At 47.1% G+C, this 18,381-nt stretch carries 18 protein-coding genes, 2 tRNA genes and 1 pseudogene; 14 read left to right on the top strand and 7 right to left on the bottom strand.

Going from position 1 to position 18,381, the window contains the following annotated elements; translation table 11 throughout:
- The first annotated feature begins 20 nt into the window (after positions 1–20).
- Positions 21–1,967: a methyl-accepting chemotaxis protein gene (locus ACKU35_RS03510; protein ID WP_319763183.1), complete on the top strand. Its 1,947-nt coding sequence runs from the start codon at positions 21–23 to the stop codon at positions 1,965–1,967.
- A gap of 95 nt (positions 1,968–2,062) precedes the next feature.
- Here the strand turns inward: ACKU35_RS03510 and ACKU35_RS03505 are convergent, their stop codons facing one another.
- The 3 genes from ACKU35_RS03505 to ACKU35_RS03495 form a co-directional block, all read right to left on the bottom strand.
- Positions 2,063–2,725: a methyltransferase domain-containing protein gene (locus ACKU35_RS03505; RefSeq protein ID WP_319763181.1), complete on the bottom strand. Its 663-nt coding sequence runs from the start codon at positions 2,723–2,725 to the stop codon at positions 2,063–2,065.
- Between the two features lie 145 nt (positions 2,726–2,870).
- A tRNA-Lys gene (locus ACKU35_RS03500) sits at positions 2,871–2,946 on the bottom strand.
- Positions 2,947–3,083: 137 nt separating this feature from the next.
- Positions 3,084–3,159: transfer RNA gene (locus ACKU35_RS03495), tRNA-Lys, on the bottom strand.
- A 272-nt stretch (positions 3,160–3,431) separates the two neighbouring features.
- On the opposite strand from ACKU35_RS03495, the gene ACKU35_RS03490 reads away from it, so the two are divergent.
- The 13 genes and pseudogenes from ACKU35_RS03490 (at position 3,432) to ACKU35_RS03430 (ending at position 15,914) form a co-directional block, all read left to right on the top strand.
- Complete coding sequence (locus tag ACKU35_RS03490) at positions 3,432–4,697, top strand: AMP-binding protein (RefSeq protein ID WP_319763179.1); 1,266 nt, start codon at positions 3,432–3,434, stop codon at positions 4,695–4,697.
- 85 nt (positions 4,698–4,782) lie between these two features.
- A complete protein-coding gene (locus ACKU35_RS03485) occupies positions 4,783–5,883 on the top strand; it encodes a ChaN family lipoprotein (RefSeq protein WP_319763177.1) in 1,101 nt (366 codons plus the stop codon).
- Between the two features lie 21 nt (positions 5,884–5,904).
- Positions 5,905–6,729, top strand: coding sequence for a bifunctional DNA-formamidopyrimidine glycosylase/DNA-(apurinic or apyrimidinic site) lyase (gene mutM / locus ACKU35_RS03480; protein ID WP_319763176.1), 825 nt, complete (start codon positions 5,905–5,907; stop codon positions 6,727–6,729).
- A gap of 201 nt (positions 6,730–6,930) precedes the next feature.
- Positions 6,931–8,451, top strand: a complete 1,521-nt coding sequence (gene murJ, locus ACKU35_RS03475; RefSeq protein WP_319763174.1) for a murein biosynthesis integral membrane protein MurJ — start codon at positions 6,931–6,933, stop codon at positions 8,449–8,451.
- 106 nt (positions 8,452–8,557) lie between these two features.
- Positions 8,558–9,283 carry a methyltransferase gene (locus ACKU35_RS03470; RefSeq protein WP_319763172.1) on the top strand — a complete coding sequence of 242 codons (726 nt, stop codon included), beginning with the start codon at positions 8,558–8,560 and terminating at the stop codon, positions 9,281–9,283.
- Between the two features lie 176 nt (positions 9,284–9,459).
- On the top strand, positions 9,460–10,797 hold the full coding sequence (locus ACKU35_RS03465; RefSeq protein WP_319763170.1) for an AAA family ATPase: 1,338 nt from the start codon (positions 9,460–9,462) through the stop codon (positions 10,795–10,797).
- Positions 10,787–11,740, top strand: coding sequence for a metallophosphoesterase (locus tag ACKU35_RS03460; protein ID WP_319763168.1), 954 nt, complete (start codon positions 10,787–10,789; stop codon positions 11,738–11,740). The genes ACKU35_RS03465 and ACKU35_RS03460 overlap by 11 nt, the downstream gene beginning before the upstream one ends.
- Positions 11,727–12,044 carry a hypothetical protein gene (locus ACKU35_RS03455; RefSeq protein ID WP_319763167.1) on the top strand — a complete coding sequence of 106 codons (318 nt, stop codon included), beginning with the start codon at positions 11,727–11,729 and terminating at the stop codon, positions 12,042–12,044. Before ACKU35_RS03460 ends, ACKU35_RS03455 begins: the two co-directional genes overlap by 14 nt.
- Positions 12,045–12,247: 203 nt before the next feature.
- The gene (locus tag ACKU35_RS03450; protein ID WP_319763165.1) at positions 12,248–12,883 is read left to right on the top strand and encodes a hypothetical protein; all 636 of its coding nucleotides are present in this window, start codon (positions 12,248–12,250) and stop codon (positions 12,881–12,883) included.
- A 115-nt stretch (positions 12,884–12,998) separates the two neighbouring features.
- Positions 12,999–13,253, top strand: a pseudogene (gene fliN, locus ACKU35_RS03445) (flagellar motor switch protein FliN); the annotation flags it as partial.
- A 149-nt stretch (positions 13,254–13,402) separates the two neighbouring features.
- Positions 13,403–14,995: a glycosyltransferase family 39 protein gene (locus tag ACKU35_RS03440; RefSeq protein ID WP_319763163.1), complete on the top strand. Its 1,593-nt coding sequence runs from the start codon at positions 13,403–13,405 to the stop codon at positions 14,993–14,995.
- A gap of 255 nt (positions 14,996–15,250) precedes the next feature.
- On the top strand, positions 15,251–15,508 hold the full coding sequence (locus tag ACKU35_RS03435; protein WP_319763162.1) for a helix-turn-helix domain-containing protein: 258 nt from the start codon (positions 15,251–15,253) through the stop codon (positions 15,506–15,508).
- Positions 15,509–15,530: 22 nt separating this feature from the next.
- Positions 15,531–15,914, top strand: a complete 384-nt coding sequence (locus ACKU35_RS03430) for a hypothetical protein (protein WP_319763160.1) — start codon at positions 15,531–15,533, stop codon at positions 15,912–15,914.
- Between the two features lie 97 nt (positions 15,915–16,011).
- Here the strand turns inward: ACKU35_RS03430 and ACKU35_RS03425 are convergent, their stop codons facing one another.
- The 4 genes from ACKU35_RS03425 to ACKU35_RS03410 form a co-directional block, all read right to left on the bottom strand.
- Positions 16,012–16,668, bottom strand: a complete 657-nt coding sequence (locus ACKU35_RS03425; RefSeq protein WP_319763158.1) for a DUF2959 domain-containing protein — start codon at positions 16,666–16,668, stop codon at positions 16,012–16,014.
- A 119-nt stretch (positions 16,669–16,787) separates the two neighbouring features.
- Positions 16,788–17,372 carry a peptidylprolyl isomerase gene (locus ACKU35_RS03420; protein WP_319763156.1) on the bottom strand — a complete coding sequence of 195 codons (585 nt, stop codon included), beginning with the start codon at positions 17,370–17,372 and terminating at the stop codon, positions 16,788–16,790.
- 185 nt (positions 17,373–17,557) lie between these two features.
- Entirely contained in the window at positions 17,558–17,908 is a 351-nt protein-coding gene (locus ACKU35_RS03415) for an Hsp20/alpha crystallin family protein (RefSeq protein ID WP_319763154.1), read from the bottom strand.
- Positions 17,909–17,920: 12 nt separating this feature from the next.
- On the bottom strand, positions 17,921–18,334 hold the full coding sequence (locus tag ACKU35_RS03410) for an Hsp20/alpha crystallin family protein (RefSeq protein ID WP_319763152.1): 414 nt from the start codon (positions 18,332–18,334) through the stop codon (positions 17,921–17,923).
- Positions 18,335–18,381 lie beyond the last annotated feature (47 nt).

Below are 18,381 nucleotides of genomic sequence, written 5' to 3'. Positions count from 1 at the left end.
GTTTTTTACTGGAGAGAGTTATGAGTTGGAAGAATATGAGGTTAGCTTATAAATTTACCGTTGGCTTTGGGGCAGTACTTGTGCTGCTGGTTCTCCTCGGAGCCTGGTCAATAACCGGAATCGGTAATATCGTGGGAAATGCTGAGCAGGTTATTGCCGGTAATAAGCTTCGTGGAGATTTTGTTCAGAAAATAGTGGACCATCTTAATTGGGCTAATGAGCTTAATAAGCTTCTTACTGATAAAAATGTAAATGAGATTAACGTGCAGGTTGATCCTCATAAATGTGGGTTCGGTAAATGGTTCTATAGCAAAAAACGTCAGGAAGCCGAAGAATTAGTGCCCGAAATAAAGCCTTTGCTGACGAAGATAGAGGATTACCACAACAAACTTCATAAATCAGCCATAGCGATTGATGAAAAGTATGAAGCTGTCGACCCGGCTTTGGGCAGTTTTCTGAGGGAAAAGAAGCTGGATCATCTTACATGGATGGTGGCAGTTCTTAAGCAGCTTATGGACCCGCAATCACATGAGATTTCGGTTCAGGCAAATCCCCACCTGTGCGGACTTGGAAAATGGCTTTATTCAGCTGAAGTCAAGAAGATGTCCCGCGAAAATCAAGAATTCGGGACACTTGTGGAACAGATTTATGGACCGCATCAAAAGCTGCATGATACGGTAAAGACGCTCAATGCGTATCTGCTCCGTGGGGATAGGGAAGGGGCACAACAATATTTTTCCGATCATGTTGAGAAGAATGCCGAAGAAACTTTGGCTAAAATTGATGGCCTGTTGGATTGGCACGGACGTAAGCTTGCCCTGCTTGCCGAAGCCACTGATATATATGCTACTGTAACTGTTCCCGCACTTGAGGCAATTCAAAATATTTTAGGTGAAGTACGCGGCGTCGTTGCTGGAAACATCATGACAGATGAGGAGATGCTCAGCTCTGCAGCCCATGCAAGACAGGTAATTATTATTGTAAGTCTCGTGGCCTTAGTTATCGGTATTTTGATGGCCTTGATCATAGCCAAGGGCATTCTCGGTCCCCTTAACAAAGGCTTGAATTTTGTTTCCCAGGTCAGCGAAGGTGATCTCTCTGCCGATGTTGATCTGCAGCGTAATGATGAACTTGGCAAGCTCGCAGACGGTATGCGTAAAATGGTCCACAGACTTCGCAATGTTGTCGGTGATGTGAATAATGCTTCTGACAGCGTAGCAAGCGGTAGTGAAGAGCTCTCCGCTTCCGCGGAAAGTCTTTCGCAGGGAGCTACCGAGCAGGCTGCTTCCATTGAAGAGGTTTCTTCTTCCATGGAAGAAATGTCAGCCAATATTAAGCACAATGCGGAAAATGCCATTCAGACTGAAGGCGTGGCAGAGAAATCTCAGCAGCAGGCCGCCCAGAGCGCGGATGCTGTAGGAGAGGCTGTGCAGGCAATGAAGAGCATTGCTGAGAAGATTATGATAATTGAAGAGATAGCCCGGCAGACCAATCTGCTGGCCCTGAATGCGGCTATCGAAGCTGCAAGGGCAGGGGAACACGGCAAAGGATTCGCTGTTGTTGCCGCTGAAGTTCGTAAGCTGGCTGAACGCAGTGGGATAGCAGCAGCTGAAATCAGCGAGCTGTCCTCTTCTTCCGTAGTAGTAGCGGAAAAGGCCGGGGAGATGCTTAAGGAATTGGTGCCCAGTATCAGCAAGACTGCTGAACTGGTACAGGAAATAGCCGCAGCCAGTAACGAGCAGAATACAGGGGTCGATCAGATTAACAGAGCTATCCAGGAGCTTGATACGGTTATCCAGCAAAACGCTTCCGCTTCTGAGGAGATGGCTTCCACATCTGAAGAACTTTCCCGTCAGGGACAGCTCCTGCTGCAGGCCATGTCCTTTTTTAAGATGAGCGGTAATTACTCCGCACCCATGTTGCCCGCCGGAAAATCATCAGACGATGACGGTTTCGACAGATTCTAAATAGCGACATCGCGTCGGTTTAAAAAATGGTTAAAGGGTATCAATCAACGCATTGATACCCTTTTTATTTTGAATTAAGAATCTAAATTCTGCTGCTATTGTTTGGAAAGCTTTACAACTACGTTGGCCATTCCTACTTTTTTCAGCATTTGATAACGTGTTTCTGGGGTACTAATATTTTCGATGGCTTTTTCAATGCTCAGATATAAGGGCATAGGAGCCGTGCAGCTTGTATGTCCGAAGAAAGGCTGAACCTTGAATCCGGCCTTGGTGCCGAGTTCTGATATGCTGCGGTATGTGGGCAGGCCTATGTGTTCCGAGATATGCTGGCGGACGTTGTAAAGGTGCGGAGCGCGAATGTAAAAAGTTCCCCCGTGTTCCAGCATTTCGTACATGGCTTTGAGATGGTCTCCCTGTAACTCGTAGGGCAAGTGTTCAAACATATCAAAGGAATATGCGATATCGAATTTTTCATTGAGAGGTTTGGTGGCATCAAGAGGCAGGCAGGTAACACCTGCATTGTGTCTGTCAGAAAGGATTTGTGTCTGCTTAACATTTGTTTCTGAAAGATCGGTGGCGGTTACTTTTTTCCCTTTCAGGGCAAAGAAAACAGCTGAAGAACCAAAACCACATCCGACCTCAAGGGTTCTTTCTTTTTTATTTTTTAAGATAGCATTAAATAATGATCTAACTTTGTTCGGATATTTACCTTTGAGGTAGTTGGCAATGTGTTTTTCTTCGTTATTCATATCCAGCATATGGCGGCTCTCATTTTATTAAGTTGTGGAAATTAATGAAGCGTCAATAGCATTATTTGTATTACATCCGTCAAGTTTTTTTAGTTGTTACCAACAATAGAAAAAGGGCATTTCATCCTAAAATGAAATGCCCTTTTCTTTAAAATGGTGGGTCGTGCTGGGCTCGAACCAGCGACTCTCTGCTTAAAAGGCAGATACTCTACCGACTGAGTTAACGACCCATATATTTAAAAGCGTGTCTACCTAGACTATCAACTGTCCTGAATTTAGTCAAGACTTATGTAGCGGGTTGGATAGACCGCCATTTTGAAAAATAAAAATTCCGATGTCTTCGCAGGATATTTTCCAGTGTGTTTGCTGGTGGGTCGTGCTGGGTTCGAACCAGCGACTCTCTGCTTAAAAGGCAGATACTCTACCGACTGAGTTAACGACCCATCCGTGCGAACGAAGAAGCTTTTATCCATACCTGCGTCAACCTGTCAACAAAAAAAATGAAAAAATGTCTTTTTTTTTGTTTCGCGTTATTGTTTCAGGCCGTAGAAATACCTGCAGCCGGTTGCTTTTTTTTGAAAAAAACTCTTAAGCGTTTAAAATAAATTGATAAAATCAAAAAAAGTTGACAATTTGGTTTTGTTTTCATATATTCCTTAAGCTAAGTGGAGTTCCGACACCCACTTCGGCAATAAATTATGGAGGAATCCTATAAATGACTCGTAAAGACCGTACTGAAGGCATCTATAGCCGTCGTGAAGTACTTGATGAAGGCGAAAGACGCCAATATTGCGCCCTGCAGCTCAAAGAACTTCTGACCTATGCCTATCGTTATTCTGAAGACGTAAAAAAACGTTTCGACAGAGCACAGTTTCAGGTTGATAAGTTCAAGGAACTTTCCGATCTTAAACATATACCTATATTAAAAAAGAAAGAGCTGATCTTTCTCCAGTCAATGGGCCCCCGTCTGGGCGGACTTCTGACCAAAGACCTCGGCGAACTGCGCCGCATCTTTTTGTCTCCCGGTCCCATCTTTGATCCCGAGGACCGTTCAGAGGATTACTGGGGATGGACCGAAGGTTTCTACGCTGCCGGATTCCGTTCCGGTGATGTGTCCCAGATTACCTTCAACTATCATCTCGCTCCGGCAGGGCTCATGTTTGAAGAACCCCTGCGTAATCTTAACTGCGCTGTTATTCCCGCCGGTCCCGGCTCTACCAACAGCCAGCTTGAAATCATGCAGAAGCTGCGTGTAACCGGCTATGTCGGTACCCCCAGCTACCTCATGCATCTGGCCCAGAAGGCTGAAGAGGCAGGTCTGAACCTGCGTAAGGATCTTTATCTTGAAGTTGCCTTCGTAACCGGAGAAAAATTTTCCGAGAAGATGCGTAATGATCTGGAGAAAAAATTCGATCTGATCATGCGTCAGGGATATGGAACCGCGGATGTCGGCTGCATCGGTTACGAGTGCTACCACAAAAACGGTCTGCATATCACCAACCGCGCCTTTGTTGAGATCTGCCATCCCGATACCGGTATTCCGCTTAAGGACGGTGAAGTCGGTGAAATCGTCATCACCGCTTTCAACAAGACCTATCCTTTGATCAGGCTTGCCACCGGTGATCTCAGCTACATTGACCGCACTCCCTGTCCATGTGGACGTTCAACTCCGCGCCTCGGTAACATCGTTGGCCGTGTAGATACCACCGCACGTATCAAGGGAATGTTTGTTTACCCCCATCAGGTTGAGCAGGTCATGGCCCACTTTGAAGAAGTCAAACGCTGGCAGATCGAAGTCACCAACCCCGGCGGTATTGATGAGATGATTCTTAATATTGAGGTTTCCAACTTCAAGCGCGAAGAAGAGCTGCTGCATACCTTCCGCGAGAAAATCAAACTGCGTCCCATCCTCAAGGTTCTGACTCCCGGCTCACTGCCTCCTCAGATCAGGCCTATTGAAGATAAGCGTAACTGGGATTAACCCGGGTATGGTTCATAATTCCATCAACAAGTGCGCAAGGACTGTTTTGGTCCTTTGCGCACTTTTTTTTGTGCTCGGCGGTTGTGTGAAGAAAAACATACCTCCTGAAATGGCGGTTTCATTTTTGACCTGCTCCGGAGATTATCTTGATCCGGTGGGCGATCCTCTGCCGTTTGATAAACTTATGGCGGAGGCTTCCAAAGCCGATTACGTGCTTATCGGGGAAGGGCATACCAGCGTATGCGATCATAAGGCCCAGTTTGATATTATCGATGGGTTGAGCCGTGGTCACCGTAAGATCGCTATCGGCCTTGAAATGGTTACGACCGGTAAGCAGGATGTGCTCAACCGTTTTAATCTCGGACAGATTCCTGTAACCGAACTGGCCCGGAAGCTGGATTGGGAAAACGGATGGCGTTACGACTTCAATATGTTCAAACCAATTTTCCAATTGGCCGCTAAACGCAGGCTGACCGTGGCGGGACTTAATTTCCCGTTCAGTCTGGTTCAGGAAATAGGTGAAAAGGGACTTGATGGATTATCCCCGGATGACAGGGCGTTGCTGCCTGAAAAAGTAATCCCTCCCGCGCCTGAACAGGAGGAGGGCTTGAAGGAAGTTCTCGCCATGCATCAGGGGCATGATGCCGGTGACCCGAAGCAGGTTGAACAGTTTTTTCTCGTACAATCTCTATGGGATACGGCAATGGCTGAGCAGGCCGTGAAGTTGCGCCGGGATTCCGGGCATCCGGTAGTGATTCTTGCCGGGGGCGGACATGTGGAGCACGGCTGGGGCATTCCGCGCAGGTTGAAGGTTTTGGACCCGCAGGCAAAGATTATGACCGTAATGCCCTGGCGGGGTGACGAATTTTATCCCACGGCGGCTGATTCATTTTTTTATTGCCCGTCTTCGTATGAAAGCCGTATGGGCATGACTATTGAGATGCGCCGGGGAGAAGCTGTGATCACCGTAGTGAAAAGGGATCGTAAAGCATATAAAAAAGGCTTAAGACCCGGTGATATTATTGCCAAAGCACAGGGTATTCCCGTAACCAGCCTGAGATCAATGCATATGGCCGGATCAAAAGCACACAGAGAAGATAAACCGCTGGTATTCACCATTAAACGGCGCGGTAAAATTTTTGATCTTGATATGGGCAGATTAAGCCGTACTAAAAAAGATAAATAAAGATATTTTCAGGAAATATAAATGCCAGAATTACCGGAAGTAGAAGTTATATCACGTGGACTTGCCGCATCACTCGAGGGCAAGACAATTGAATCTGTGAAGATTCTTAATCATAGCTCGGTTAAGATGCCATGGTATCTTTTTTCATCCCGGGTAGCCGGGGAGAAGATTACCCGCGTTCACCGCCGGGCCAAACTGCTTATTCTGGATCTCGGCGAAGAGATGCACATTACTTTTCATCTTAAGATGACGGGGCGTGTTCTTTCGCACGAGGGGCCGACCACTCCCGAGCCTCATACACGTATTGTCTTCGGCTTAACCGACGGAGGATCAATTGAATTTCACGATACCCGTAAATTTGGTGAAGTGCGTGCCCTGAACAATGAAGAATTGCAGGAATGGTCTTTTTATAAAAACCTCGGTCCCGAACCGCTGGAAGTTAGCGCAGAAGAGCTTGCCGAACGTATCTCCGGTCGTAAGGCCCAGATTAAAGGACTGCTGCTCAACCAGTCTGTAGTGGCCGGATGCGGTAACATTTATGCTGACGAATCCCTGTTTCGTTCCGGTATTCATCCCAAGGCAAAAGCATCCGATCTCTCTAAAGAATCTCTGGTAAAACTTTTCACTGAATTGCAAAATGTGCTCAAACAGGCCATTCAGGAAAACGGAAGCTCTATCCGTGATTATGTAGACGCGGGCGGAGATGCCGGAGGATTCCAAAACAGCTTTAAAGTGTACGGCAAAAAAGGCGAAGCATGTCCCGATTGCGGTAAAAGATTTGAAGGTGCCACTGTAGCGGGACGTTCGTCCACTTTTTGCAGCAATTGCCAGAAAATGAATGATTAGTATGCCTTAGGCTCCCCTCCCTCTATCCCCCTAAAAATGAGTTGGTTTGGGGATTTTTTTCAAGGGGAAAAATTATTAATATTTCGGAAAAACTTCGTCTTAAGCGGCGAAGCCTTATGAAAAGGTTTTGAAGGGATGGGGTCTGGGGAAGGGAAACTTTTGCAAAAATTTCCCTTCCCCAGCCGCCGGAGGCATCCAAATATGACCGCAGAATCCAGTAAAATAGTTCGCAATGCTTCTGTTGTGGCGGGGGCGACGTTGCTTTCAAGGGTCCTTGGTTTTGTCAGGGACCTTATTGTTGCGTTCGCGCTTGGCGCAGGGCTCCCTGCGGACGCTTTTTTTGTGGCTTTCCGTATCCCGAACCTTTTGCGCCGACTGTTCGGGGAAGGGTCTTTGACCATGGCTTTCGTCCCTGTTTTCAGCCGGGTTCGCAAGGAACAGGGCGAGGAAGCATCTTTTGAAATGGCAAGATCGGCCATGCTCTGGCTGCTGATCATTCTTGGTGCTTTAACCGTGTTGGCGATGGTGGGCGCTAAATATCTGGTTCTTCTCATTGCCCCCGGTTTCGGGGATAACCCGGAATTGATGTCTCTTACTGTCAATCTGGTAAGAGTTTGTTTCCCTTATGTTATTTTCATTTGCGGTGTTGCGCTCTGCATGGGCATACTGAACAGTACCGGGCATTTCCTGGCTCCGGCACTGGCTCCCTGTATGCTCAATATCGCTCTGATCGGATCGGCGCTTATCGGTTATTTTACCGGAAACAGCGTGGCTCTGTTTATGGCTTGGGGAGTGCTCATTGGCGGATTGCTGCAATGGTTGCTGCAACAGCCTTACCTCAAGCGTATGGGGCTGAACTGGCGCGGCAGGGCTGAGCTGGATAATCCCGGTGTAAAACGTATGGGCAAACTGATGCTGCCCACTGTATTGGGTGCGGCGGTTTACCAGATCAATGTGGTTCTGGGTACTTTGCTGGCTTCATTTTTACCTGTCGGGTCGGTTTCATATTTATATTATGCTGACCGGCTGGTGCAGTTCCCGCTAGGCGTATTCGGTATCGCTGTCGGTACGGCGGCCCTGCCCAGTCTGGCAAAGCTTCATGTGGAAGGGCGGCATGATGATTTCGCCCAGACACTTAAGCAGAGTGTGGGCTTGATCCTGTTTATTTCCCTGCCGGCTATGGCCGGTTTGGTTTCCCTTGCGGGACCTTTGATCAGTCTGCTTTTTGAGCGCGGTGCTTTTGATGTTAAAGCGGTAACGGCAACAGCACAGGCATTGATGGCTTACGGCATAGGTCTGCCGTTTATCGCTATGTCCCGTCCTTTGGTTTCCGCTTTTTATGCGCAGGAAGACACCCGGACTCCGGTCAAGGTTGCGATTCTTTGCCTGTTCGTGAATGTGGGGGCGGGATATCTGCTTATGCAGTATATCGCACATGTAGGTCTTGCTTTGGCTGTATCCCTGTCGTCTATGCTTAACTGTCTTCTGTTATCAATTATCATGGGACGCAGAATGGGCCTTTTCCCGATGCCGTTTGGAAGCGTTATGAAAAGCGTGCTGCTTAGTGCGTTAATCGGCGCAGGGGCGTGGTACAGTTCGCGCTACGATATTTTATGGTTCGCGCTTATTCCGGTCTGGATTGCTGTCTATGGATTCGGGGCACTGCTTTTGAAGTCAGAGGATGCCCGGATGTTAATCGGTGCGTTACGAAGACGGATTTGATGCGCTTTGCGATTTTCGATGGATAAATTTTGCCTCCGGCGGCTTAAACCCTTTTGCAAAAGGGTTTAAGAATCCCAAAACCTTTTATTAGTTTTGGTTTATTCTTATGTTTGAAGAAGCCCGTAATTATTTTCCCCGTGGACTTGTGCAGCCGGAAAGCGGTTTTAGATTTTCCACGGATTCTTTACTGATCAGTTGTTTTGTTTCCGTGTCTAAGAGAACCAGAATTCTCGATCTTGGTACCGGCTGCGGGGTTATCCCACTGGGGATTATGCTGTGCCATCCAGATAAGGAACTGACCGTAACCGGACTTGAAATTAACCCGGAAATGGTTGCGGCTGCTGAGGATAATGTGCGTAAGTTGGGCTTTAACGAGGAAGTCGGCATAGTGCAGGGGAACGTTTGCATACCTGATTTTGCGCCTGCCGGGAGTTATGATCTGGTAATTTCCAACCCTCCCTATCGCGGCGAGGGCCGGGGAAAAGCCTGTCCTGACGAATCCCGCAACAAGGCTCGTTTTGAGGTTGATTGCGATCTTGATGCATTTGTCGCCACGGCCTCGCGCATGGTTCGCAACCGGGGTCGGGTCTGTTTCGTCTTTCTTGCCGAACGGCTGGCCGAGTTGATACGTTCCTTCACCAGCCACAAGCTTGAACCCAAGCGCATGAAATTTATCCACGGACGTTTTGACTCACCGTCAAAGGTCGTAATGATTGAAGCAGTGAAAGGCGGTAAGCCGGGACTGATTATGGAAGCGCCTGTAATTTTATTCGAGAAAGATAACTCCTTAACCTCTTCTTCAATTGAATACTGCCCTTTCATTGCAAAGTAATTGGCCTCCTGCGGTTTAAAGCCTTTTTGTCAAAAGGGTTTAAGAATCCCAAAACTTTTAATAGTTTTAATTTTGGGTTAACCCGTCAATGTGTATATTTTGAATTGCTATCTTTTTGTTAAATAACAGAGCGAAGCTTAATAAAAGTTTCCCCCCTCTGGTCGCCGAAGGCACCAATGATTAAAAAAATCTTATTAAAAAATTTTTTAGCCCATGCGGAAACCGAGATTGAACTCGGCCCGGGCATGACCGTGCTGACCGGTCCCAACAACAGTGGAAAATCTTCTATTGTTGAGGCGTTGCGCTGTATTGCTACCAATCCGCTGCCCAAACATTTTATCAGGCACGGAGCCAAGAAGGCCCGTGTTGAGCTTGAAATGGACGACGGTGTGCGTGTGGCATGGATCCGCAAGAAGGCTACAGCATGGTACGAAGTGCTGCGCCCCGGCGAAGAAGAATGGGAAGTGTACGCTAAATTCGGGCGCAATACCCCGGAAGATATTTTGAACATTCTGAGACTTAATCAGGTCCCGTTGGAGGGTGGCAAGTCGCTGGATGTACATATCGGCAACCAGCGTAATCCTATTTTTCTGCTCGATCAGCCTTCATCTGTCGCGGCTCAGTTTTTTGCGTCATCTTCGGAAGCATCGCATTTACTGGCTATGCAGACCGAGCTTAAAAACCGGGTCCGCACAGCCAAGCGCGAAAAGAAATTCCAGCAGCAGAAAATGGACGAGATAAAGCTGGAGCTGGACGGCTTGCAAGCCCTGCCGGATGTGAATCTGGAGCTTGAAAATGTCCGCGAAATCAAAGACCGGCTGGATGAACTTGATAAAGAGATTCCGGTGGTTGAAGGGTTAATAAACCGCAAGAATGAACTTGGAAGCCATAAAGAGACACTGGCTAAGCGGTCGGAAAAATTATCCAGTTTGAAAGACACGCCGGATCTTTTTCCTTCCGGTCCGTTGGAGAGGGCGCTTTCCGGTCTGGAAAATCTGCGCAGGCACGGGCAGATTTTGAAAGCAGGGGCAGAATTTTTAAGTGGATTACAAGCTCCGCCGGATCTTTTCCCGGTGCAGAAGCTGGAAGCGGACCTTGCGCGGCAAAACCAATTATCTTTTGCGAAAAAAAATCAATCCGTAAGGCGTAAGATTCTGGAATCGCTTCTCTCTCCGCCGCAAATTGAAGATCTGTCGGTCCTATCCACAATCATCAGCAATGTTAACCGCAGCTGTTCTCTCAGGGATAAAATTTTACATCGATCCGAAGTCCTGAAGCCTTTGGTCGATCCTCCTGAGCTTCAAGATTTAAAGCCGCTTATGCAGGTTATGAACAATTTAAATTCCTTGGGCAACGCGCAGGTGGATGCGCAAAAGGATTTGAGTAAGCTGGAACAGTCTGAAACAGAACTTAAACAGCAGATCGAAGAACGGCTGGCCGAGATCGGTAATTGCCCGCTTTGCGGCGGTGAGCTGGATGCACACAAATTGATTGGGGACAGCCATGAGTCTTGAAAAAGTACAGGGTAACGGTCTTTTTTTTATCGGAGACCCGCATATAGCTTCCACCCCTCCGGGACAGCGGCTGGGTGATTTTGCCGCAGATGTGCTGGATAAGCTTGATGCCTGCTTTAAGCGTGCCGCAGAGCTGGATATGGTCCCACTTATTCTCGGTGATCTTTTCCATTGGCCGCGCGATAACGGCAATTCATTGCTGGTGGATATGATCAGAGTGTTCGGCCCCTACAAGCCTTTTGTGCTGGTTGGCAATCACGATAAGTATCAGGCCCGTTTTACACCGGATGTTTCCATGGCCGTGCTTGATGCCGCCGGGGTGATTAGGCTCATGAGTGAACAGGGTCCGGCATTTGAGCTGGAAACTCCGCAAGGGATGGTGCTGGTCGGTGCATCTCCGGATTCCACTCCAATCCCTAAAGAATTTGATCGCGAAGAGGGAAAATATCTTAAAGTTATCTGGGTGACCCATCATAATATTTCTTTTCCCGAGTGTGAGAAAAAACAACACGCCATCAAGGAAAAACCGGGCATAGACTGGATCATCAACGGTCATATTCATGGGCCGCGGGATTCGATAACCAAAGGCATGACCACTTGGGCCAATCCCGGAAACATCACCCGGCTGACTTTTTCCCGCTACGCCCTTGAACGTAAGATGAGGGCATCAATCTGGACCCCGGATTGTGAAGATCTGGAAAAATGGGATATCCCGCATCGCGATTTTTATGAGGTTTTCCCGGATCAGGATTTTCCGCCGGCAGCCGAAGACAGCGCGGCGGCTGAATCAAAATTTCTACAGGGCCTTGAACGTCTGGCATGGAAAAGGACCCATGAAGGCGAAGGGTTGAAACAGTTTTTAACGGATAATATCGATCCCGGTGAGCCTGAAAGTGCACTTATCTGGGATTTGTATACGGAGGTTACCGATGGCAATGGGTAATGGAATGAATAACGGCGCGAATCAGCCCGCTAACGGTCTTGAACAGGAACTGGCTCTTCTCAAAGAGCAGCATAAATGGCTGCATGATAAGAAAATTCGTACTGAGCAGGAACTTGCCAGCACCACCAGCCAGCTTGCCGCTCTTGAAGAAGAAGCAAAGGCTCAATATGGGACCAGCGATCCGCAGGAACTGGCTAAACTTCTGGAAGAAAAAAAAGCGGAAAACGCACGGCTGGTCAATGAGTACCGTGAACACATCATGTCCATCAAAGAAGGTCTGGATAATTTGGAAGGCAATAATTAATGCCTCCGGCGGCTCTCCGAGGGCTTAACCCCTTTTTGAAAAAAGGGTTTAAGAATTCTCAAAATTTTTAATGGTTTTTATTGTGTATGAATACGCAAAATTACGCGAATAAAAATGGCGAAGCCCTATCAAAAAGTTTAGGGGAGTCCAGAGAACCCTTTTCAAAGGGGTCTTTGGTCTCCGAAGGACCGCCGGAGGCATTAATGACAGATCTTCCCACATTGGAATCTTTGGAGCGTCGTGCTGATCGCCTGAGCGCCAAGGCTTCATCTCGTTTGGACGATTGGCTGTCTTTGCGCAAAGAGGGGAGCAGAATTGATGAATTTCTGGAGCTGGCACCGGGAGCTGCTGTGCGTCTGGAAGAGCTTTCCACTGCTTTATTCGGTGAACTCCTAAGCGAGCTTGAGACCAATCTGACTCATGCTATCCGTGAAATTCTGGGTCAGGACCGCGAGGTTAAAGCGGTCGCGTCCATACGTGATAAGAAATTGCAGGTGGATTTTCAGATTTTGAATCAGGGCGGAGAGGAAGATATTATGGTCGGGCAGGGCGGATCGGTCTGCAATATCCTGTCTGTGGGACTGCGGTTGATTGCTCTTTCGAGACTTAATCCGGAAGCACATCGTCCTTTTTTGGTACTGGATGAGCAGGACTGCTGGCTGAGACCGGACCTTGTTCCCCGGTTCATGGAGCTTATCGGTACCATTGCCGAACGGCTGGGTTTTCAGGTACTGGTTATCAGTCACCATCCTTTGGATTTGTTTTCAGAAAGCGCGGATGCTATTCTTGCTCTGCAACAGCAGAAAGAGGGTGGGCCTAAAGTTCAGTGTGTCAAGTAACATACTGAAATTAATCAACTTGGCTTAAGCTGGTTGTTTGCGGTTTTTTGCTGTATCCTGTTACCTCAGTTAATCACGATTTTTAGTGGAGTTTATATAAATGGCTGAGCAAAGTCTGAAACGCATTCTGGATATCCCCCTTGAAGTCAAGGTAGAAATGGGCCGGACCAAGCTTTTGGTTAATGAGATTATACAGTTCGGTCAGGGTACTGTTATCGAGTTGCACAAGCTTGCCGGGGAACCGCTGGATATGTACGTGGAAGGACGTCTGGTAGCGCGTGGTGAGCTTGTTGTTATAAATGAAAATTTCGGATTCAGGGTCACTGAGATCATCAAACCTGAAGACAGGATTAAAAAGCTGGGGCTTTAAAGCGGCCCCACCGGAATCAGGGAAAATTTTTCTGAATTATCCGCCCCCTGCTAACGGGGGCTTTGTTTTGTTATTACCAGAAGTTAAACGGGCTGTTGTTTTATACACCAGCCTTGGATATGAGTTTCCTCGCAAGGAGGTCACATAAAGTGTTGTCGTTGAATGATTCGTTTAAAAGCAAGCCCATGATCTGGGCTGTAGCAATAATTTGTATAAGCACCTTTGCAAGGCTCTGGTTTTTGGGCACCGGGCAGCTTAATCTTGTGCAGGATGAATCCCAGTACTGGGATTGGACAAGGCACATGCAGCTTACCTATTACTCCAAAGGCCCGCTGATCGCATGGATAATCAAGCTGTGGACCACGGTTTTCGGTAATACTGAATTCGGGGTGCGGTTCGGATCGGTAGTAGGTTCGTTTCTGACCCAGATAGTGATTTACTGGGGCATGGCCAAAATGTGGAAAAGGCCTGCTGCGGCTATCTGGACCCTGATTATCTACAATTCCATGCCGGTTTATCTGGCTCTCGGAATTCTGATGACCACGGATAATCCTTTCATCCTTTGCTGGAGCTGCGCATTCTTCGCATTATATAAGGCTTCGATCCCTCATTCTCCGGGGCTGGAGCGTGATTCCAACGAATCCCGGACCAAACCGTTTCTGGTGATGACTTTCTTTTTCGGGCTGGGGATTCTGGCGAAATATACCATGCTGGGCTTTGCCGGACTTTCCGTTATTTACGGGCTGCTGCTCAGCCGCCGTGAAAGGTTGCCGCGCGGCTTCTGGCGCAAGTTGTTCCTGTCGCTTTGCGGGGGACTTTTTCTCGGTTTCCTGCCCACACTGATCTGGAATATGCAGAATGATTTTGTGGGCTACAAGCATGTGCTTTATCTGATCGGTGCATCCGGGGAGAAAGCCTCTCATCTGGTGCGTTTCGATCGTTTTCTGCCCTTTTTGGGTGAGCAGGTCGGCATGGCCACTCCGTGGTGGCTGCTGTTTATGTTCATAGCCGGTTTTGCGGCCTTGCTCTTCGTACTTAGAGGGAAGGGCCGTAATCTCATGGATCTGAGCTATCGGCAAAGTGCGCTGCTCTCCGTTTTTTTTCTGCCGGTCTGGTTGTTCTTTTTTGCCTGGAGTTTTCACGCCAAGGTACTGGGTAACTGGGCGGTTATTTCTTATGTCAGCGGGGTAATGATTGCCGGATTTGCTTTTGAAAGCTTCTGGAGACGTAGAGGAAAATTGCGCACCCTGTGGATAACTTTAAGTATTATTATATTTGTTGTTCTCCATTTTCAGAATCTAGTTCCCCTGCCGGATAATCTGAACCCCACACATCGCTTAAAAGGATGGACCGATCTCGGTCAGCAGGTAGTGGCTTTGGAAAAGAGCCAGTTCAAAGATCCATCCAAAGTTTTTGTCATGAGTGACGAGTATGATATGACCGCTGCACTGGCTTTTTATGTGCCGGGGCAACCGCGAACCTACTGTGCATGGACCAGCAGGCGCATGAACCAGTATGACCTCTGGCCCGGACCGTTAGATAAGATCGGTTGGGATTCTGTCTACGTGATCAAGAGATTCCATACCGACACCAGTCCAGACCTGAAGAAAATGTTTAAAAGGGTGAGCTCGCCCATCCATATCCAGACGACATTTCGCGGCAAACCGTCTCGGAAATTCACAGTCTATCTCTGTTACGATTACAATGGCTACTGGCCGCGAGATCCCAGACTGAGATTTTAAAGCTACTTTCAAGATTCATAAAAAAAGTCCCTTAGGCACCTGCCTGAGGGACTTTTTTTTATGAATTAAATTTTTTTTAAGTGAAGCCATTGATTGCAGACATCATTTAATTGAGGGGGGATTCAGTTATTTAATCTGTAATTTCAGATAATTTCATGATTGTTGGAGTGTTGTTGCAGAAAAGAATAGGCAGGAGTGTATTTCTTTGACATTTTTTGACAAATAATGTCATAAGAACTACATCGTAGTGTAATTTTGAAAAATCAGGACAAGGCTTTGACTCCCTCGCCTACGCTATACACGGTACGAGAGATTGCCGAAACGCTGAGAATTCACTCCAGAACGGCCTACAGGCTTATTCAGGAGGGAAAGATTCGGGGTATTAAGGTCGGCAGCCAGTGGCGTGTGCCGGAAAGTTCCCTGCTGGAATATATTGAATCCGGTTTGCAGGCGGCTCCCAGGAAAGGAAAGGAGAATAAAGACGGTCCTGAGCAACTGAAACTGCCCATTTGAGAAACATCGGTGGACAAGGATCATGAAAAAGTCAGCTGCCCTGAAAAGGGTGACTCTGGAAAATGATTTTGGTGGCCAGATTTCCTTTATCGGAAAGCTTGAAAATGAATCCCTCAATTACAACGAGGATAGTGGGGAGTTGGTATCTGAAAAAATTTTCAGTACCGAGAAGGGGCGCACGGGCTATTCCATTGCATTCAGAAAAGGTGAAGAACGCGAGAAGAGAGCATATCTCATGGAAGATCAGGGTGAAACCTGTATCGTTTCAAACGGCTCCATTTTGTTGGGGTTGAATACAGATGTAATGCTTACATTCTGCGCTCAGGCCTTGGCTGAACTTGCAGAGAATCGCTCTGAAGATGAATTGGAATTTGTAAAAAAACAGTTGCAGGTGGTAAACGGCTAGACCGATTTCGCATCGCAACAGATTAACAAGCTAAAAAAATCCCCGGAACTTGAATGTACCGGGGATTTTTCATGTTTAATGGGCAGAGATTGAAAATCTATTGTTTTTTAAGATCCTTGATAAAGGCGTTGGCTTCATCGATGGAACGCTGCATTTCCGCGATAAGTTTGCCTATGTCGGTTTCAAGATTGCTTAGCTCTGATTTAAGCGAAGCGATGGCCTGTGCGTTCAGGTTGTGCTTCAGGTAAAGTACCTGATCGTGAAAAACATTCAACACAGGGGCGATTTTCTTTTCCGCCTTGCGCATGGCTGAGAGCATCTTTTTAAATTTGCTTTTTGTCTTGGAGAGTTTGACCCGGCTGTCATTGCGCAGCTTGCTGCTGGTGTACTGGGAAAGTTCGGTTTTCCATTCATCAAAAAGGTCATTCCCGACTTCTGCCACCGCATCAATCCTTTTGCGGACATCGGCTGCCGCAGCTTCACTGCTTTCATACTCATCGTTGAGGCGTTCGTAAGTATCCTCAAGATCTCCGCCGTGAAAACCGGTCAGTGCGCTGAATTTATCAAGTGCGCTTTTGAATTGTTCACTTGCTTCTTCCTGAGATTCACGGGCTTTTTCCACGTTGGAAACCAGAATGTCACGCTTGTGGTAGCCAAAGCTTTCCATGGTTTTGTAATATGCGGACTGGCATCCGGCCAAACCCAGCGTAAGGGCAAGGATGATGGCTACAGAGAGTTTATTTTTTATGTGCATGAGATTTCCTCCGGGAACAATTTTCAAATTTTGCCCATACATAAAAGTTCGGATTGCGGTTGTCAAAAAAATCCCCCGGCACATGGTGCCGGGGGTATTCTGGCGAGTGAAAATGATCGCTATTGTTTAAGTTCTTCAGCCTTGATTATGGTAATGGGTTTAACCGGGACATCATCGTAGGCTCCCTTGCGGAAGGTCACTGCTTTAGCGATTTTATCGACAACTTTCTTACCGCCGATGACTTTGCCGAAAACAGCGTAACCCCATCCTGACCCGGATTCGGATTTAAAGTTGAGAAAATTGTTGTTTGCAACGTTGATGAAGAACTGGTCTGTGGCGGAGTGGGGGTCATTAGTCCGGGCCATGGCTACGGTGTATTTGTCGTTGTAGAGTCCGTTGCGGGCTTCATTTTGAATGGGGGCGTGGGTGGGGCGTTTCTGCATATTTTTATCGAAGTTACCACCCTGAATCATGAATCCGTCGATTACGCGATGAAAGATTGTTCCGTCATAATGGCCTTCGTTAACATAGCGCAGGAAGTTCTCCACGGTAGCAGGAGCTTTCTCCTGATCCAGTTCCATGACAATGTTGCCCATATTGGTCTGGATTTTTACGAAAACGGATTTGCCGGCCGCATTGGCGGTTCCCGCGAAAAGGGCTGCACAGAAGAGGGCGCTGATAAATAATATTTTGAATAGTTTCATTTTGTGTTTCCTCCTTGGAAGGTTTTATAGCGGTTTACCAGAAACGCTCTTTGCGGGCAAACTTAAGCTGACGTGGGGCGATGTTTCTGCCGGGAATTAATAGCGGCTGGAATTTCAAAGTAAAAAGGCTCCCGGTGGCAGAGGGAGCCTTTTTAGAGGGGGACATGGTGTGAAGGAGCGTAAAACTATTCACTCGTAATTTGTATTTTTCGGGGCTGGACTTCCGGCATTTTAGGCAGGAAGAGTTCCAGAACTCCGTTTTTAAGGTTGGCCTTGATGTTTTCGCGGTCTACAACATCCGCGATTGTGAATCTGCGGGTGTACTGGCCTTCGCAGAATTCCTGATCGAGGAATTTTTCATCTTCGCCGAGTGCGGCTGCTGCTTTGCCTGATACGATGAGGGTGTTTTCATCAAGGTCTATATCAAGGGCTTCTTTGCTTACACCGGGAAGATCCACATACATGTAAAAGCCCTGTTCATTTTCAATGATGTCGGTTGCGGGGCTGAATTTTTCAATATTCATTTCAGTACTCATAATATTACCCCCTTATTCTATTGCAATGTCAACTTTTTTGGGAACGGAAGCTTCTGTTTTGGGAAGTACAATATTCAGTATTCCATCCTTAATTGATGCTTTAACATTATCCACATCAACAGTAGTATTTATAGATATAATTCTTTGAAATACCCCGGATGGTCTTTCCTGTCTAAAGTATCTTCCTTCAGGTAGTTTTCGTTCCCCTTTAAGAACCATATTCTTGGCCGTGATAGTAATTTCCATATCTTCAATGGAAATTCCCGGTATCTCCGCACGAATGTATATGTTTTTTTCACTCTCACTTATGTTGAGAGGAGGGTATGACGCTTTTCTCCTGTTCTGATGATGTGGATTGAATACGTCATGAAAGATTTTATCAAACTCATACGGAAAGTTATAGAATGAACCAAAGTCGATAACCATAAATAACCTCCTGTCTTGTTCGTCTGAATTACAAATATGCATTCATA

Origin of the sequence: Maridesulfovibrio sp., from assembly GCF_963676065.1 — a bacterium.
GTDB lineage: Bacteria > Desulfobacterota > Desulfovibrionia > Desulfovibrionales > Desulfovibrionaceae > Maridesulfovibrio.
Note: the sequence above shows the minus strand (reverse complement) of the source record. Positions and strands in the feature narration are given on the sequence as shown.

Bases quoted from the DNA above. Each gene is read 5' to 3' on its own strand.
- ACKU35_RS03510 (WP_319763183.1), top strand. From the start codon at position 21: ATGAGTTGGAAGAATATGAGGTTAGCTTATAAATTTACCGTTGGCTTT.
- ACKU35_RS03505 (WP_319763181.1), bottom strand. From the start codon at position 2,725: ATGCTGGATATGAATAACGAAGAAAAACACATTGCCAACTACCTCAAA.
- ACKU35_RS03490 (WP_319763179.1), top strand. From the start codon at position 3,432: ATGACTCGTAAAGACCGTACTGAAGGCATCTATAGCCGTCGTGAAGTA.
- mutM (WP_319763176.1), top strand. From the start codon at position 5,905: ATGCCAGAATTACCGGAAGTAGAAGTTATATCACGTGGACTTGCCGCA.
- murJ (WP_319763174.1), top strand. From the start codon at position 6,931: ATGACCGCAGAATCCAGTAAAATAGTTCGCAATGCTTCTGTTGTGGCG.
- ACKU35_RS03470 (WP_319763172.1), top strand. From the start codon at position 8,558: ATGTTTGAAGAAGCCCGTAATTATTTTCCCCGTGGACTTGTGCAGCCG.
- ACKU35_RS03465 (WP_319763170.1), top strand. From the start codon at position 9,460: ATGATTAAAAAAATCTTATTAAAAAATTTTTTAGCCCATGCGGAAACC.
- ACKU35_RS03460 (WP_319763168.1), top strand. From the start codon at position 10,787: ATGAGTCTTGAAAAAGTACAGGGTAACGGTCTTTTTTTTATCGGAGAC.
- ACKU35_RS03455 (WP_319763167.1), top strand. From the start codon at position 11,727: ATGGCAATGGGTAATGGAATGAATAACGGCGCGAATCAGCCCGCTAAC.
- ACKU35_RS03450 (WP_319763165.1), top strand. From the start codon at position 12,248: ATGACAGATCTTCCCACATTGGAATCTTTGGAGCGTCGTGCTGATCGC.
- ACKU35_RS03430 (WP_319763160.1), top strand. From the start codon at position 15,531: ATGAAAAAGTCAGCTGCCCTGAAAAGGGTGACTCTGGAAAATGATTTT.
- ACKU35_RS03425 (WP_319763158.1), bottom strand. From the start codon at position 16,668: ATGCACATAAAAAATAAACTCTCTGTAGCCATCATCCTTGCCCTTACG.
- ACKU35_RS03420 (WP_319763156.1), bottom strand. From the start codon at position 17,372: ATGAAACTATTCAAAATATTATTTATCAGCGCCCTCTTCTGTGCAGCC.
- ACKU35_RS03415 (WP_319763154.1), bottom strand. From the start codon at position 17,908: ATGAGTACTGAAATGAATATTGAAAAATTCAGCCCCGCAACCGACATC.
- ACKU35_RS03410 (WP_319763152.1), bottom strand. From the start codon at position 18,334: ATGGTTATCGACTTTGGTTCATTCTATAACTTTCCGTATGAGTTTGAT.